This is a genomic window from Leptolyngbya iicbica LK, assembly GCF_004212215.1.
In the GTDB taxonomy this organism is placed as follows: domain Bacteria; phylum Cyanobacteriota; class Cyanobacteriia; order Phormidesmidales; family Phormidesmidaceae; genus Halomicronema; species Halomicronema iicbica.
In genome coordinates this window covers 315,117-331,537 of sequence record NZ_QVFV01000002.1, presented here as the reverse complement: position 1 = coordinate 331,537, position 16,421 = coordinate 315,117, and the positions used below count along the sequence as shown (strand labels likewise).

Genomic DNA, 16,421 nt, shown 5'->3' with positions numbered 1-16,421 from the left:
TGGGGTATTGCAGATGCCGGTGATCGGACTTGAGCTACTGTTTGTGCTGCTATGGAGTTCTGGCTTCATTGGCGCCAAGTATGGGTTGCCCTATGCGGGGCCATTCACGCTGTTATTGATTCGATATGCCATTGTGGCGGGATTGTTGGGCTGCTGGTTGTGTATACGCGGCGATTTTCAATTTGCTAGTCGGGCGGCGATCGCTCGCGCCGCCCTGATTGGCGTCCTCGCCCATGCTGTGTGGCTGAGTGCTGCGCTAGGGGGCATTGCATTGGGTGTTTCTCCGTGGATTGTGGCGCTGATTACGGCGCTACAGCCGATGTTGACCAGCGTATTATCCGGCCCAGTGTTGGGAGAAAAGATTTTGCCCGTGCAGTGGTGGGGTACCTGTATTGGACTTGTTGGCGTGGTAATGGTCGTGATTACCAAACTAGAGGGTAGTGCTGGCGTATCGCCCTGGGGGTATGTATTGCCCTTTGTAGCGGCGGCCAGTATGACCGTATCGACGCTGTATCAACGCCATCTCAACGGTAACCAAGCCGTGCGGTTACGGATTGTCAATAGTTTATTTGTGCAAGCGACGACCAGTGTGATCTTCCTCTTGCCCCTGGCCGTGCTGATTGAAGACGTGCAGGTGCAGTGGACGGGGCAGTTCATGTTTGCGTTAGCGTGGCTGGTCATCATGTTGTCGATTGGCTCCTATGGGCTGCTGCTAAAACTGCTGGAGCATCGCACCGCTGCCCGTGTCGCGAGCCTGATGTATCTGACTCCGCCGACCACACTGGTACTCGGCTCACTACTCTTTGGCGACAGCATTACGTGGATTGACGGGTTGGGTTTGGTCATTGCCGCGATCGGGGTGTCGCTGGTGTATCAAAGCACGATCAATCTTAAGCGGCGGAATCCCAGGGCTGACCCCAAACGTTATCTCAGCATGAAGCCGTAGGCAGGAAGTTTTGAGTTCATAGTTTTGACTTTTGAATGGCTGCTCAACTCAAAGCTCAGAATTTATGACTTGGATGTATTGCAGTCCCAGATGTGAGCAATCGCTATGCAGTTTTCGATGGAAGTGACGCCGAAAGTCGATGTCTCGGCCTTGCCGCAGCAGGTACGGGAGGTCTCGATCACCTATCTACCAGGAGTGGACTGTCGGGAAGTGGTGGCGCAGGCGGTGCGGTTGAGACAGTTGGGATATGAGCCGATCGCTCACGTTCCGGCTCGCAGTATGCGCGATCGCCCCCACCTCACCCACTATCTAACGGCTCTCAAAACCGAAGCGGATATTCGTCAAGTGCTGCTGATCGGCGGTAGTCCCGATCGCCCCCTCGGTCCCTTCACCTCAACGTTGGATCTGCTGGAAACCGGACTGTTTGGGGGTCTGCGGGTCGGTGTGGCCGGACACCCGGAGGGAATGCCCGTGCTGAATGAACGGGAGTGCGATCGCCTGCTCGCTCTAAAAAATCAGTACGCCCGCGATACCGGCACCGAGATGTTTGTCATGACCCAATGGTCTTTGGATATGCCAACCATTCATCGCTGGCTCGATCGCATTGAAGCCTTCAACACCCTACCGATTTACCTCGGTATTCCTGGCCCCACCACCCCCGCGACGTTACTGAAGTTTGCACAACTCTGCGGCGTCAAAACCAGTTTGCTAGGGTTACGAAATCAGTCGGGTCGCCTCGGCAAACTGCTCACCGTGCAACCGCCGGATTATCTAGTAGACGGCCTGGCGGGACGCATCGACCATTTCCACATTTATACGTTTGGCGGGGTGAAACGCACTCGCGATTGGCTCACCGCCCGCCCATCCGACATCGCCATTCCCGCGTGATCTGTCGAATGTTCCGTAACATCCTGTACGGGCGAGGCATTTTGGTTGTCATGTCTTGGATTGGCCAACCATGTGATTCACAAAATGCCTCGCCCCTACCGACCCCATCCCCCAACCATCCTGTACGGGCGCACGGCCGTGCGCCGCTGCCCACCATGTCCACCAGCGTTTTCGACATCTTCAAAATCGGCATCGGCCCCTCCAGCTCCCACACCGTCGGCCCCATGAAGGCAGCGCAGCAATTTGCCCAAGGACTGGCCGCTGATGGACTGCTGCATCAGGTGCGGCGCATCCAGATCGACCTGCACGGCTCACTAGGGGCCACAGGCCGGGGACACGGCAGCGATCGCGCCGTTCTGCTAGGGCTCGAAGGCGAATCGCCCGAATCCGTCAACACCGACATGGTGGAGGGGTATCTGTACCGGGTGCGCGAGACAGGTTCACTCTGGCTGCTGCGCCAAAATGCGGTGCCGTTTAACGATAAAACCGACCTCAATTTTCACTGGAAGCCGTTGCCCTTTCACCCTAACGGCATGGTGTTCACCGTCTTCGACAGTTTGGGAGCGATGTTGCGATCTCGCACCTACTATTCCATCGGCGGCGGTTTCGTGGTGGATGAAAATGCCGCCAGCATCGATCGCCTGCTGCTGCACCGATCGCCCGTCCCCTATCCCTTCACCACGGCGGCCCAACTGCTGGACTACTGCCAGCAAGACAACATCGCCATCAGCGAATTGATGCTGCAAAACGAATTGGTGTGGCGATCGGAAGCCGACATTCGGGCGGAATTGTTGAGGATCTGGCGCGTCATGCAGGATTGCGTCTCGCGGGGCTGCCACACCGAGGGCACCCTGCCCGGCGGCTTGAAGGTGAAGCGGCGAGCGGCTGATTTGTATCGCCATTTGAAAGAGCGATCGGACTTCTCCCTCGCCGATCCCCTCACCATCATGGACTGGGTGAATGTGTACGCCATGGCCGTGAATGAGGAGAATGCGGCGGGCGGACGCATCGTGACGGCTCCCACTAACGGGGCGGCAGGCATCATTCCGGCGGTGCTGCACTACTACCATCGCTTTTGCCACAGCGCTTGTGAGGATGGCATTGTGCGGTTTTTGCTGACGGCGGGGGCGATCGCGATTCTCTACAAAGAAAATGCTTCCATCTCTGGCGCGGATGTGGGCTGTCAGGGTGAGGTGGGCGTCGCTTGCTCTATGGCAGCCGGAGCCCTGGCGGAAGTCCTCGGCGGCACCCCGGCCCAAGTCGAGAACGCCGCCGAAATCGGCATGGAGCACAACCTTGGCCTGACCTGCGATCCGGTCGGCGGCTTAGTCCAGGTGCCCTGCATTGAGCGCAATGCTATGGCCTCCATCAAAGCGATCAACGCGGCCCGCATGGCGCTGAAAGGCAACGGTGAGCACTGCGTCCACCTCGACAAAGTGATCAAAACCATGCGCGACACCGGCCGCGACATGCACGAAAAGTATAAGGAAACCTCACGCGGCGGCCTTGCCCTCAACGTCGCCACAGTCAATGTGATCGAGTGTTAGTCCTCCCTCTAAAATGACACCCCAATGAAGAGAGGAATCGTCGCGGTTTTAGCCTAAACCGGAGCAGAAGAGGTCGTTGTGGCTGCGTCGGGCTCGTGCCAACGGCAGTTGTCGGGCTTTAGCGTGATCAGATCTTCAATATTGCGCTGCATCGTGTCGCAAATGCTATCGAGGGGCAGGTCATTAGGATCGTGTCCGAAGGGATTTTCGATTTCAATGCCGATTTGTTCAATGCCAAAGACGGCAAAGCTAATGATGCCAACCGCGATCGCGGTCCACCATTCCAGCACACTCACCATTTGAAAGGGCAAGGCCAAACAATACAGCAGCAATAACTGCTTCAGGTGAATGACATAGGCCAGCGGAATCGGCGTCTTCAAAATCCGTTCGCATCCCCCCAACACATCCACTAAGGTATCGACTTGATGATGCAAAGTCGTTAATTGGTAGGCATTCAGCCGCCCCTGATTAAACGATGCTTGCAAATAGTCCGCAATCCAGAAGGCAATCTCCAAGGGCGGGTGCTGCATGGTTTGCAACTTGGCAAATTCCTCTGTACTGACCACTGCGGCAAATTTCTCATCCAACGGCTCACAGCGGAGATGATGCTTCATAGCTCTCGCAAATGCTACCAGCAGATGTAAATGATGGACCTTAGCATCACAGTCACTGGCCGTATTTTCTTGCACTGCCACCCAAATCTGCCGGGCCAAATTGCGATTGGTATTGACGAGTTGGCCCCACAGTTTGCGCCCTTCCCAAAAGCGCTCATAGGCCGTATTGGTGCGAAACACCAAGAGCAAACCCAACACAATGCTGGGCACAATGTTGCCCAAACTGCTAAACGAAACCGAGAAACCGGCTTGATAGAGGTAGGTGATGAATAGCCCAAAGCCTGCACAGATCAGCGATCGCGGCAGCACTGCGGGCACCACCGACCCCCGCCAACGAAACAACACCCGAAACCAGGGGCGATGTTTGAACAAGCTCAAGCTAGGGGTAGGCAAGGGCGATCGCAACCGTCATCTCCTCAATATTTCTAACACCATTATCGTTAGAGCACAGTCAAGAGTCAGACTAACAGTTAACTCAAATTCGTCTCACTTCACAGCCTTACAATATGCGGCTGGGTTCAAAGACTGCTCAAACTGAAATCTGACAGCAAGACCTTGAGATATCGGCGATAATCTCTCACCCTCTGTTGATGGTCTCGCTGGCTGTCAGCTGGCTGATCAACGGGTGGATTTTCTGCCTCGTTCAAAACCCTGAACGCAATATTGATGGCATTGATACGAATCAGATTCAGATCGCCAGCCTCCAGCAACATTCGATTTAAGGTATGCCGACTTTGATAAAGCTGGATCTGCTGCTGAAATTTTCGCACCCCCGCTTCGGTCAGCCTGGCACACATCATCAAGTGTTGAATCGCACCGATTTCAGCGTGACTATGCTGGTCATCTTGCGCCATCACCTGCCTTGCCACGGCATTCGGATCTTCCAGATTCGTCATCCAGCAAATACCTCACCAGGAAAACCTAGACTTCCCAATCCAGAGCAGATCAGCTTGAGGTGTGATTGAGTCAACGCTGAGACACCTGCCAAGCATAGGCTAAACATAAAAAAGGGGCATTGCTGCCCCTTTCACTCATCAGAACTACTTGACCCAGATCACGTTAGTAGCGATAGCTGCTCGCACCGGGCTTATGCACGATAAAGCTGGTGATTTGACACTGCTTCACGTTGTCGAAGCCGACGACGCGAATGTAGCAGTCGGGGTACTCAGAGCGGCAAGCTTGCACTTCGCTCAAGACCTCTTGAGTGCTGGAAGCGTTGAACATCGGCAGCTTCCACATGGTCCAGTAATAAACCTCAGGATCAGAGGTCTCGTTGAACTCAACCGCAGGGAAATAGCCCATCTTGAGGATGTAGGCAATCTGACGCTCGATCTGAGCATCAGTCAAAGGTGGCAAGTAAGAAAGGGTTTCGTAACGACGCTCTTTAGGCAGAGTTTTCATGATTTTCCGTTGGGTTAACTAATTAACAATCGGCTTAGCGCCGGAAGCATGTGCACTTGATTAGTGACCATGCACAAGTCTGATTTGGATGACGGCGCACTATTCAGAAGTCGTTTCAGGGTCAGCTGCCGATTCTTGAGGCAGATCAACTTCCTCATCGGCTGCGTGCTGCACCGAACCAAGCTGAGTAATGCGCTCTAAATGCTGACGACGGTATTCCATATTGGCTTGCTGAATGCCAGTCAAAACCATTTCCGGCAAGAACTCGCAGATCTCTTCGGCAATTGCTTGCCGCACGGTCATGATTCGGATGGCAAATTCCGGCCTTTCCTGCAAGAGGTCACGCAGATAAGCTTCCCCATCTTGCAATGCCTCTTTGGTGGAAAACGAGTTGAGCCAATAGGCGTGGGCTGGGTTGGTTTCCCTCAGCTGATTCAGTACTGTTTTCACAGCTTGAAACGTCAGATAGCTAGTGAGCACCTGGGCGGCGTCTTTAGCTGACTTCTTGAGGTCCATCAGAGGTTTCCGAACGGTTGACATCAACCCCACCACTGGGCGGTTAGTAGCCCTGAATCTAAGCTCGAAACTTCTTTCGTTTCGGTAGCTGATGCAGCAATCTCACAGTTTTCTGCGAATTTGCTGCCCTCGATTCAGGTGACTAACGCGCCCTTACCTGTCGCCACGGCACCGAAGTACCGCTCAGCGAGTTTAGAGAGTGTCAACGGTGTCGAACTCAAACTTGATTTCCTTCCACAGTTCGCAGGCAGCAGCCAGTTCGGGAGACCACTTACAAGCTTCGCGGATGATGTCGCCACCTTCGCGAGCCAAGTTGCGGCCTTCGTTACGAGCCTGGACACAAGCTTCCAGTGCCACACGGTTGGCGGTTGCACCGGGGGCGTTACCCCAGGGGTGACCCAAGGTACCCCCACCAAACTGAAGGACGGAGTCGTCGCCGAAGATTTCCACCAGGGCAGGCATGTGCCAAACGTGAATACCACCGGAGGCCACAGCCATCACGCCACCCATGGACGCCCAATCTTGGGTGAAGTAAACGCCGCGAGACTTGTCTTGCTCAACGTAGTTTTCGCGGAGCAGGTCAACGAAGCCCAGAGTACCCGCGCGATCGCCTTCCAACTTACCCACAACGGTACCAGTGTGGATGTGGTCACCACCAGACATCCGCAAGCACTTAGCCAAGACACGGAAGTGGATACCGTGGTTCTTTTGACGGTCGATGACCGCGTGCATGGCACGGTGAATGTGCAGCAACATGCCATTGTCGCGACACCAGTGAGCCAACGTAGTGTTAGCGGTGAAACCACCCGTCAAGAAGTCATGCATGACGATGGGCATTTCGAGTTCTTTCGCGTACTCGGCCCGCTTCAGCATTTCTTCGCAGGTGCCAGCGGTCACGTTCAAATAGTGACCTTTGATTTCGCCGGTTTCTGCTTGGGACTTGTGGATGGCATCAGCCACAAACAGGAAGCGATCGCGCCAGCGCTGGAAGGGCTGAGAGTTGATGTTTTCGTCGTCTTTGGTGAAGTCGAGACCACCCCGGAGACATTCGTAAACGGCCCGACCATAGTTCTTGGCCGACAGACCCAACTTGGGCTTAATAGTACAGCCAAGCAGCGGACGACCATACTTGTTCAAGCGATCGCGCTCAACCTGAATGCCGTGGGGCGGACCCTGGAAGGTCTTCAAGTAAGCGACGGGAATGCGCAAGTCTTCTAGACGCAGTGCCCGCAGCGCTTTAAAACCAAACACGTTACCCACCAAGGAGGTCAGCAAGTTGGTGACGGAACCTTCCTCAAACAGATCGAGAGGATAGGCCACGTAGCAAATATATTGATTATCTTCGCCGGGAACGGGCTCGATGTCGTAGCAACGGCCCTTGTAGCGATCCATATCGGTCAGCAAGTCCGTCCACACGGTCGTCCAGGTACCGGTGGAAGATTCTGCGGCAACCGCTGCGGCGCATTCTTCGGGGGGTACACCCGGCTGCGGCGTCATCCGGAACGCGGCCAAGATGTCCGTATCTTTGGGGGTGTAATCGGGGGTGTAATAAGTCAGCTTATAGTCCTTAACCCCGGCGCTATAACCAGCTTTTGACTGAGTCGTCGTCTGTGAGTAAGACATATCTCCCTTCCTGTGAGGTTCGTAAAGACACCACGCAATCCCTCGCTGCAAAACAACGGGGACGCCTCAATAAGCTGCAATGGGTTGAAGATGCAAATCTTGCTCCAAGGCAGGTGGCAGTTGGTAATTAGCACTCCAGCGGCCCAGCGGCAAACTTGCCTCAGTCGGGTTCCAGTACTGGATTTCGGGAGTCCTGCAATTCCCTATGCTTTTTAGAATACTATCAGCGTTCCGATAAGCCTGATTTTGGAAGATCTGTATATATTCATAAATAAATATTATGGGATGCCATCACACAATCTTGCGTGATGTCTCACGATGTAAATCTCGGCTGCTTCGAAGCGATCGCAGCCATCCGCAGAGATTTTTCATTGCCCAAACAATAAACCCAGAAACCTGCGCCCATCACCTTTTCACACATTGTCTTAAGCATATGGTGAGCGGCCCATCGGGGCTCTGAGCCACCGCGTTGAATCATGGTTGGCGCAGCGCGATGCCTCTGGAAAAGAAATTCCCATCCGTAGGGTGTCATATAGCCCTTTGGGCATGGCTACGCTAAAGCGCAGCGTAATGCACCATCGCCTGGTTGTTGAGTTGCTGTCGATGGGAATGGGTGCGTTGCTAAACGCGAACGCACCCTACGGTCCGAAATTGCTGCCTTGCAATTCACCGATTCGACGTGATCTCAGGTGCCAGGTAAGAGATCGCCGAAACACCTAGTTTTCCGTGTGGAGGAAGTCAACAATAGGTCTTTGAGATCAGGCTGAAGCGCTTATCTGCTACAGCTTACAAGTCTGGATGCGAGAGAAGAGAAGGAAACCTTTACCATCCCTCCCCAACCCTCCTTCCAACAACCCTTTCACACCACACACCGTGGGACATTCTCCCGCTGAAGAGTTTTTGAGGTTAAAGGTTAAATCAGAATAGTTAAGGTAACTTCCTCCTTTTCTCCAACCGACTCGACAGCAAAATTCTCGCCAGATCTCATTTCCAGGATACTTCCCATCCAGCTTCGCACCACACGCCACATAAATCTGTTTTTGGACATTGAAGCCCCACTTGCCGTTGCTGTACTTCACCCACAACTGATCAAGCGTCTTCAAGTCCGCACAGGGAAAGTTTAATAGGTCTTTACTCTCGATCTGCCACCAACTATCTTTGCCCATTGCCTTGAGAATTTGGTCAGCGGTTTCTTGGTCAGCCGCTTTCCACTCTCCCATCTTCAGCAAGTCCTGTAATCGCAAATAGTCAACTCCCTTTTCCGATTTCAGCTCCACTGCTTGAGTCGTGGGTGTTGGCTGTTTGGCAGTCCTAACCGGAGTTGCCGGGGAAGGTGGAATTTGTTCCTCCACCACTGTCTACACGGGCAGCGATTCGGCCACCGTTGCGGTCGGGAAATATCCCCGTACCGTGTCAAAAAAGCGAGCAGGTGGTAATTGACCGCCGAGCACATCCACCGACTGAATCGCCGCCACCGATAGCCAGCGTCGCCCTTCTAGCAATAACGGAAAAATCGGCTTTTTCAGTTCTAGGGCGAGGCTCAGCTCACATTGCACCCAGTGGGAGTCTTCCGATCGCGGCGACATCACCACTACAAATACCGCGCACTGCTCCAAGTGATCCTGAATCACTCTCGGCCAAGTGGTGCCGTAGTCGATGCGGTCATCAATCCACACAGGCAAGCGGTGCGACTGTAGCGCTTGCACCAATGTGCTCACATAGGCTTGGTCTTGCCGGCTGTAACTGATGAAAATAAAACTCATGCCGTCGTTACTCTACCCGATACCGCTTTTCGTCTCATGCCATGTTTTCAGCAAGGAGTTGGGCATAGAGCGGTTTGTCTTTGGCGAGCTGGCTAACATTGAGCACCGAAAAGCCGAGAATGTTGCCCTGCGAGTCAACCCGTTCCATGATGGCGTCGTTATCGGTTTCGCGCATGAACCCTGGGGCATCAGAAAATAGAACTTCCAAGAAGTCTGCTTCCGCATCAAACCAAATTTTTACGGATTGGGCCATACTTGCGTTCCTGGTTTGAGTTTGTCAGTGAGGTAAGCGGTGATGACAAAGGCGTCCGCTGCCAGATATTTCACGACGACGCAGAGCCACTTGTCGCCCACTAAAGTCGCCCGTTGATAAAGATAGTAAAGGGAGACGGTCATGTCCGTGCGAGATTGTCTCACCACCTCTGGATGCCTCAGCACTGTGGGAATAGCTGCCTCCATGTTAACCATTTCAGGATGCTGGAGAATATGTGCCAACCTTTCATCTGTCAGCCGGATTGGGCGGCCTTGATAATCAGCAAAGCGCTTCATAATCACAAAATCCTGGCATCAGCAGTTCTCCCGAATTTCGGGCATTTTAACCGACCGACCCCTGCCACGGATGGCTTTGTGCCAGTCGCGGGTAGCGGACAATATTGCTTGCCATTTGCTCAGCCACATTCAAGATTGAGTTTGACGAGTTGCTAGCGATTTAACTGTTTCACGGCATCTCTGTTGCAGTTTAGAGAAATCGACCCCTTGAAGCTGGTGATGAGGTTGCGATGCTAAAGCCTGAAAATATTCCCATGCTGTTAGTGGGCCTGCGGTTTGCGATCGCGCCTCTACTGCTCCTCGACGCCTTCGATCATCACACCGGCATAGCGTTTGTGGTGGGGTATGTCATTGCGGTGTTGTCCGATATTTTTGACGGCATCATTGCCCGCAGATTAGGCGTCAGCACCGAGCGGCTGCGCATTGCAGATAGCTGGGCCGATATTAGTTTGTATGTGTGTATTGCGTTCAGTGTTTGGTTGGTGTTTCCGCAAACGTTGAGCACGTTTCAAATGCCGCTGTTAGTCGCCGTGGCGGCTCAGCTCAGTTTATTTGCTATCAACTTGATCAAGTTTCAAAAGTTGCCCAGTTTGCATACCTATACGGCCAAAATCTGGGGGTTGACGCTGCTGGTCGCCACCGTTGGCCTGTTTGGGTTTGGCAATGATCAACTGGTGTGGTTAGCGATCGCCCTGTGTTTGATCAACAGCGTTGAAGAGATTTTGATGACGTTGATTTTGCCGGAGTGGCAGTGTGATGTGCTGAGCTTGGCGGCGGCCATCCAGATCCGCCAAACCTGGCGATCGCCCTAAATCGCCACCGCTCGCTTTTGTCCCATAACACCGGCATCACAAAACATTGTTGCGCAGTGCCGTCATCCCAGTGGTGCAGTTTCTATCATTGATTCATCGTCCTGGAACCTGCCTATGACCCGCGATCGCATTATCAGCATGAGTATCAGTCTGCTGTTGAGTAGTAGCCTGCTGGCCGCCTGTGGCGGGGGCGACTCGACGCCAGCAGAGTCCCCGACTGAGCCGGAAGCACCCACTACGGAAACCGTGGACCCCCCCGAAACCGAGTCGTCAACCGAGGCTCCTGAGAACGCGACATCCTCCGGGGCGGCGGGTACGGCCATTAGTCCGCCCCAGGCCGCCACATTAATCGCGCAACAAACCGAGGCGCAAATCAACTTGCGATCGCAACCCACCACCCAATCCAGTTCTCCGGGCTATGGGTTGGTGGGCGATGCGGTGCAGTTGCTGCGGGCGGCGCCGGGCGAGGGCGACTTGACCTGGTATTACGTCAAATTTGATGAGTCCGGGGCCGAAGGCTGGATTCGTGGCGACTTTATCAGTACTGGTGGCGACACCGCTGGCTCGAACCTTGGCGAGCATGTCGATGCCTTTACTACCGACGAACTGTTTGCCATGGGCAGTGGCGGCTGTGGCATGACCCTATGGCCCGCCGACCAGCCCGGCAGTTTTATCTTTTTCAACGGGTTGCCGAGTGAGTCGATGTGGATGAAGCTGGACGGCACCATGACGGAATTTCGCCGCACCGCCGCGTCGGGACCGGAATTTTACGGTCAATCGGCCACCCAAAGCTTTGTCAGTAACGACGGCCAGTTCGAGGTGGATGTGACCGCTAGCGTCGGGTCAGAAAAAGGGTACGAATCGGTCAACATTCAACAGGGACAACTCATTTTGGAAGGGGTGCCCGGTGGCCCGGTGAATATTACCGTCGTGGGCGATGCGGGCTGTTGAGGAAGCGGTGAGATCACGGCTTAATGGGTTCATTAATTGCCCCAGTCGGGTGGCCGCAAGCATGGAGCGGTGCAGCGTTATACCGGGCTGGCAGTCTGGACACAGCAGCGATCGCGGCCAGCGGCCTTCGCTTGATACAGCGCTTGGTCAGCCGCCTCAATCAACTGGTTGGGGCTCTGACCGGCCTGGGGCAGCAGGGTTGCGACCCCTAAGCTGATGGTGACGACGCCCAACGCGGAATGCTGATGGGGCAGGGACAATGCCCGCACATGGGCCTGTAGCTTTTGTGCTAAATGCAGGGCACCTTCGGCAGTGGTGTCGGGCAACACGATGGCAAACTCTTCTCCGCCGTAGCGGGTCACCAAGTCGCTAGGCCGCTGCACCAATTGCGATAACGTTTGGGCCACTTGCTGGAGGCAATAATCGCCCGCCTGGTGACCATAGGAGTCGTTATATTGTTTGAAATGGTCAATATCACACAGGATGAGCGAAAGCGATTGGTGCGATCGCAGAGCGCGGCGCCATTCATGGGCCAAATGCTCGTCAAATTTGCGGCGATTGGGAATCTGCGTCAACCCATCGAGGTGAGCCAACTGCTCGAGGCTGGCGTTGGCGGCCTGCAACTCCTGATACATCTCGCCCTGATGAATGGCGATCGCTGCCTGCACGGCAATCTCTTTCATCAACGTAATTTCGCTCGATTGCCAGTGGCGCACCGCATCACACTGGTGAGCAATCATCAAGCCCCACAAGTCATCCTGATACAGAATGGGCAGCACTAAATTAGACTTCACCTGATACTGCTGCAACATGTGCAAATGGCAGGCATGCAACCCGACTTGGGTAATGTCGTCGATCGCCCGAACCCGGCCCTGACGATAGAGCTTCACATATTCATTGCGAAAACAAGGCTCGTCGATCCATTCCCCCAGGATGGAATAAACCGGATCACTCACCGACTCAACGGTCACCTCACCGGCCCAATGCTCATCAAACTGAAAGAGAAACAGGCGATCGCACCCCAATACCTGGCGCACCTCCGTCACCAACGTCTCGAGGATGTAACCCAGATCCAGCGATTGGCGAATCTTGTTGGCAATTTCCAGCACCAAATGCTCGCGTTCAGTTTGCTGTTGCATCAGGTCTTGAATCTGGTGATATTCCATCAGCCCTTGTTGAATGGCCTGCTCTAGGTTGGGATAAGTCGGCTCCGCCGTTAAATGAGTCACCAACGAGAGGGCTGCCGTCGCCTCCGCCTCAGGCTTAGGTAGCACGATTGGCGCCGAGTCCAAACCAGTACTCAGCTGACTCCGTCGCCGTTGCTGTTGCAGCCAGCCCGGCACCAGCCCCGCCATCATCGGTTTGCCAGAAAAATAGCCCTGCACAATGTGCACCCCAGCCGACTTCACAAAATCCCATTCGGCTTGGGTTTCCACGCCTTCGGCAAGGATCGTCAAATCTAACGAGGTGCCCAGGCTGACAATGACCTGATAGAGCGCAGCATCTTTAGCAGAAGACAAGATGCCCTGCAAAAATTGCTGTGCAATTTTGAACGTATCAATGGGCAAAGTTCGCAAGACGCTGAGGGAAGAATAGCCCGTACCAAAATCGTCAATGGCAATCTCAAACCCCATGGCCCGCAATTTACCCAGGGTAAACACGGCAGCCTCATAGTCATCCATCACGGTGCTTTCAGTGATTTCTAACCCCAGATCTTGGGGCCGAGCGCCAGTCTCGGCCAAAATGCGCTCAAAGTGCTGACACAAATCCGGGTCGCGCAACTGGTGGGGCGAGAGATTGACACTGATGCGACAGCTGAGGTTAGTTTGTCGCTGCCAGGCCACGACTTGGGTGCAGGCCGTGCGAAAGACCCAAAAACCAAGCTGGCGAATGAGTCCCAGATTTTCGGCCATGGGGATAAACACCGCTGGCGAGACCTGACCATGCTCAGGCGAATGCCAGCGGAGCAACCCTTCAAATCCCCAAATTTCGCCCGTCTCGACATTGACTTGCGGCTGATAATGCAGTTGCAGCTCGTGCCGCTCTAGGGCATGGCTCAGGGCCGACTCTAGGGCTAGGCGCGGGCTCAGGGTATGGCGACTCATGTCCGCGTCGTAAGTGACGCAGGCGGCAATGCCCTGTTTTTTGGCCTCATTCAAGGCCAGCTCAGTATGTTGAATGATCAGCTCGTAGGTATCGCCGTCATAGGGGGCAAAGGTGATGCCAGCATTGCCGGTGAGCTGCACCGTTTCGCCACAGACGATAAATCGGTCTTGCAGCCGTTCTAACAACCACTGGCAGTGTTGCTTAACGCTCTGGCTGTCGACCACATTGGGCAGTAGCAAGATAAAGCAGTCACCGTGCCAGCGCGACAAGATCGCATCGGTCAGCGATCGCGCTTGCAGTCCACTTTGCAACCGCTGGGCCACTTCCTTCAACAAATAGTCACCCGCCATCACCCCCAGCGCGTTGTTCACCCGCTTAAAGTGGTTGAGGTCAATCATGATAGTGGCCAGCAGTTCCCCAGTCGTGATGGCTTGATTGATCGCCAACACCAGCTGCCCGCGAAAAAAGTCGGCATTGGGCAGCTGCGTCAAGCCATCGTGAGCGGCTTGATAGTCAATTAAATGAGCGAGGTGTTGTCGCACTAATGCAATATAAAAATGATGTCCCACCTTTTGCCCAAGTTGATAATCGGCGGCTTGCCAGGGGGGCGTGGTGTGCTGATGTTCGCACCAGGCGGCAAACGATTGTCGAGGCAGCGTATTGCGGTCATCGTCGCGTTGGCGGCCCGCCCAGAGTTTTTCGAGCTGCCGTTCTTGTCGCAGCAACACGATGCTGCCTAACCAGTGTTGATGCGAGTGAATGGGGATGATTAGTAACGCGCCAACCTGGGCGATCGCTAAGGCGTTGTGAATCGTCTCATCAGCGGCGAGATCATCCCGCTCATACATTTGCGTCACGATCTGGGGCATCGTCGGGGCATCGGGCGGCACCTGATCTAACGAGCGAGGGGACGACACCTGGCCCTGCAACAAGATCTGCCAGGGCATGTAATCGACCAAAGCGGCGAGCTGCTCAGTGGCACAGCCTTGGCTATAAACGCGCGGCTGCTCTAAAACCAAGCTCGGAGCAAAATAAACGGCACTGCCATCAGCCCGAAACAGGGTCAGCATTTCGTTCAGTAGGGGAGTCAGGCGATCGACCACCGGGGGCGAGCTGGGAGTCCAGTGCGGCTGATACCCGTGAAACACGGTTTCTACCCGTTGCAAAAAAGCCTCTTCGACTTGTTGGCGCTGGGCCGCTTGCTGCAATGTTTTTTGAGCAATGCAGAGGGTGATTTCTTTGGTGATCAGTTCCAGGGTGGCGAGTTGCGTATCGGAAAATCGCTTTGATGAGCTGTGGTGAGCGACCAATAATCCCCACATGGCCTGCTTTTGCAAAATCGGCATAGTTAAGGACGTGAGCACCCCCATGTTGAGCAAATATTGCAGATGGCAAGGATCGACTGGCTCAAAGGTCTCGACGCCTGATGTGGGCTGAAGGACATGCCCGGTATGAGCGAGTAATCCCTGGCACCGAATCTTACATTTGCTGGCCACATCAATGAGCGTGCCGTGGGGTGAATGGCACAGTTCCCGCCTCGCCTCGGGAGGAATATCGGTCGCGGGAAAGTGTAGCCCCAGCAGGGAAGGCAACCGTTGCTGATCGATCGCTTCGGCCACGACCGCGCCACTCTCATCCGCTGCAAACTGATAAATCTTGATGCGATCGACCGCCAAAAAGCCCCGTACTTTAACCGCGATTTGTTGCAGCAGTGTGGGTAGATCTTTCGCCTCGTTGATCAGAACAGCAATTTCATCAACCAGGTTAGATTGCGGCGGCATGGGGGAGTGGGGAAGCATCACAATGAAGGGTCAAACAGGGTGGACGCTGACGAGTAGAGTCATATGAGCGATCGCTAGAGCGCTATAGTTCAGTCATTCAGAAAGCCCCATCACCACCGCCGCCCGCTTAGCAACATCACCCCTGTAAGAACGGATACTGGGGGAGAGTGATGACCATCGCCTCCGAGGACCAAGGTGGGATAGTACATTAGCGGCCCAACTAGAGCTTGACACATAACAGAAAAGTCTGATGAGACCCGCCTCCAGGCGAAGCGATCGCCATATCCTCAGACCTAACGACTAGCTAACTATTCGCGCATCTTTATGATTCACTAGGGCGTCCCGATAAGCATGACGCAGTAATAATCCTTGATAAATTTGCGGAGTCTCCCAACGCACCCAGTGGCATCGTCATCATAGACTTTTGTTGAAATGCGCTGTCCCCTATTCCACCCTAAATCGCGGGGCGTTGACGCTGAGCCACCGCTAATGAGTCACCCACTCACATGCGAGATAACACGGAGACTGGATGTATCCTCACACATCACGTCACGCCATGGCTACAGACCGAGGCAATCATTGCCGCTAGGGAAGTATCTGTTTAGCGGGGCTTTAGATCCCCCGCTGTCGCTGCCCCCTTGCCAAGGGGGCTCAGAATATGCCGGCTCGAAGTCCCCCTTGTTTTAGCGCAGCCATGCCCACAGGGCTTTAGGGGGATCAGTAGCAGCCTGACGCTAAACAGATACCTGGGGAATTATCGCTCGGTGCTTTTAAACTAAGCCCCCTACGGCCAGCTCTGCCAGAGTTTGTAAATATACCTAAATCTCACTGCTTCTGAGCGCCGATGCCGCACCCGTTTGAGTTGAGCCGAGTCGAAATCGTTTACTGAGGGAACCTTGAGGGATAATGCCCTTTGCCCGCACT

15 protein-coding genes are annotated in these 16,421 nt (G+C 54.4%); 5 read left to right on the top strand and 10 right to left on the bottom strand.

Translation table 11 applies throughout. The features are described from left to right. Positions 1–13: 13 nt before the first annotated feature. The 3 genes from DYY88_RS08565 to DYY88_RS08555 all read left to right on the top strand — a co-directional run bounded on the left by DYY88_RS08565 (position 14) and on the right by DYY88_RS08555 (position 3,381). Entirely contained in the window at positions 14–946 is a 933-nt protein-coding gene (locus DYY88_RS08565) for a DMT family transporter (protein WP_044151354.1), read from the top strand. Positions 947–1,051: 105 nt separating this feature from the next. After that, entirely contained in the window at positions 1,052–1,834 is a 783-nt protein-coding gene (locus DYY88_RS08560; protein WP_052288571.1) for a methylenetetrahydrofolate reductase, read from the top strand. A gap of 155 nt (positions 1,835–1,989) precedes the next feature. Continuing rightward, positions 1,990–3,381, top strand: coding sequence for an L-serine ammonia-lyase (locus DYY88_RS08555; RefSeq protein WP_039728475.1), 1,392 nt, complete (start codon positions 1,990–1,992; stop codon positions 3,379–3,381). A 53-nt stretch (positions 3,382–3,434) separates the two neighbouring features. On the opposite strand, the gene DYY88_RS08550 is transcribed toward DYY88_RS08555, so the two are convergent. The 9 genes from DYY88_RS08550 to DYY88_RS08510 all read right to left on the bottom strand — a co-directional run bounded on the left by DYY88_RS08550 (position 3,435) and on the right by DYY88_RS08510 (position 9,766). Continuing rightward, on the bottom strand, positions 3,435–4,400 hold the full coding sequence (locus DYY88_RS08550; RefSeq protein ID WP_242517589.1) for a bestrophin family protein: 966 nt from the start codon (positions 4,398–4,400) through the stop codon (positions 3,435–3,437). A 113-nt stretch (positions 4,401–4,513) separates the two neighbouring features. Further along, complete coding sequence (locus DYY88_RS08545; RefSeq protein WP_039728478.1) at positions 4,514–4,891, bottom strand: hypothetical protein; 378 nt, start codon at positions 4,889–4,891, stop codon at positions 4,514–4,516. A gap of 163 nt (positions 4,892–5,054) precedes the next feature. Continuing rightward, positions 5,055–5,396: a ribulose bisphosphate carboxylase small subunit gene (locus tag DYY88_RS08540; RefSeq protein ID WP_039728479.1), complete on the bottom strand. Its 342-nt coding sequence runs from the start codon at positions 5,394–5,396 to the stop codon at positions 5,055–5,057. A gap of 99 nt (positions 5,397–5,495) precedes the next feature. Continuing rightward, positions 5,496–5,912 carry a RuBisCO chaperone RbcX gene (gene rcbX, locus DYY88_RS08535; RefSeq protein WP_039728480.1) on the bottom strand — a complete coding sequence of 139 codons (417 nt, stop codon included), beginning with the start codon at positions 5,910–5,912 and terminating at the stop codon, positions 5,496–5,498. Positions 5,913–6,104: 192 nt separating this feature from the next. Continuing rightward, a complete protein-coding gene (locus DYY88_RS08530; protein ID WP_039728482.1) occupies positions 6,105–7,535 on the bottom strand; it encodes a form I ribulose bisphosphate carboxylase large subunit in 1,431 nt (476 codons plus the stop codon). A gap of 779 nt (positions 7,536–8,314) precedes the next feature. Next, on the bottom strand, positions 8,315–8,887 hold the full coding sequence (locus tag DYY88_RS08525; protein ID WP_160299590.1) for a GUN4 domain-containing protein: 573 nt from the start codon (positions 8,885–8,887) through the stop codon (positions 8,315–8,317). Between the two features lie 6 nt (positions 8,888–8,893). After that, entirely contained in the window at positions 8,894–9,298 is a 405-nt protein-coding gene (locus tag DYY88_RS08520) for a toll/interleukin-1 receptor domain-containing protein (RefSeq protein ID WP_039728484.1), read from the bottom strand. Between the two features lie 34 nt (positions 9,299–9,332). Further along, positions 9,333–9,551: a DUF2283 domain-containing protein gene (locus DYY88_RS08515; RefSeq protein WP_039728485.1), complete on the bottom strand. Its 219-nt coding sequence runs from the start codon at positions 9,549–9,551 to the stop codon at positions 9,333–9,335. After that, complete coding sequence (locus DYY88_RS08510) at positions 9,536–9,766, bottom strand: hypothetical protein (protein WP_201279057.1); 231 nt, start codon at positions 9,764–9,766, stop codon at positions 9,536–9,538. Before DYY88_RS08510 ends, DYY88_RS08515 begins: the two co-directional genes overlap by 16 nt. Before the next feature lie 311 nt (positions 9,767–10,077). On the opposite strand from DYY88_RS08510, the gene DYY88_RS08505 reads away from it, so the two are divergent. Continuing rightward, positions 10,078–10,659, top strand: a complete 582-nt coding sequence (locus tag DYY88_RS08505; RefSeq protein ID WP_039728488.1) for a CDP-alcohol phosphatidyltransferase family protein — start codon at positions 10,078–10,080, stop codon at positions 10,657–10,659. 114 nt (positions 10,660–10,773) lie between these two features. Next, complete coding sequence (locus tag DYY88_RS08500; protein WP_063776198.1) at positions 10,774–11,610, top strand: SH3 domain-containing protein; 837 nt, start codon at positions 10,774–10,776, stop codon at positions 11,608–11,610. A 77-nt stretch (positions 11,611–11,687) separates the two neighbouring features. Here the strand turns inward: DYY88_RS08500 and DYY88_RS08495 are convergent, their stop codons facing one another. Further along, the gene (locus DYY88_RS08495; protein WP_084607138.1) at positions 11,688–15,515 is read right to left on the bottom strand and encodes a diguanylate cyclase domain-containing protein; all 3,828 of its coding nucleotides are present in this window, start codon (positions 15,513–15,515) and stop codon (positions 11,688–11,690) included. Positions 15,516–16,421: the final 906 nt, after the last annotated feature.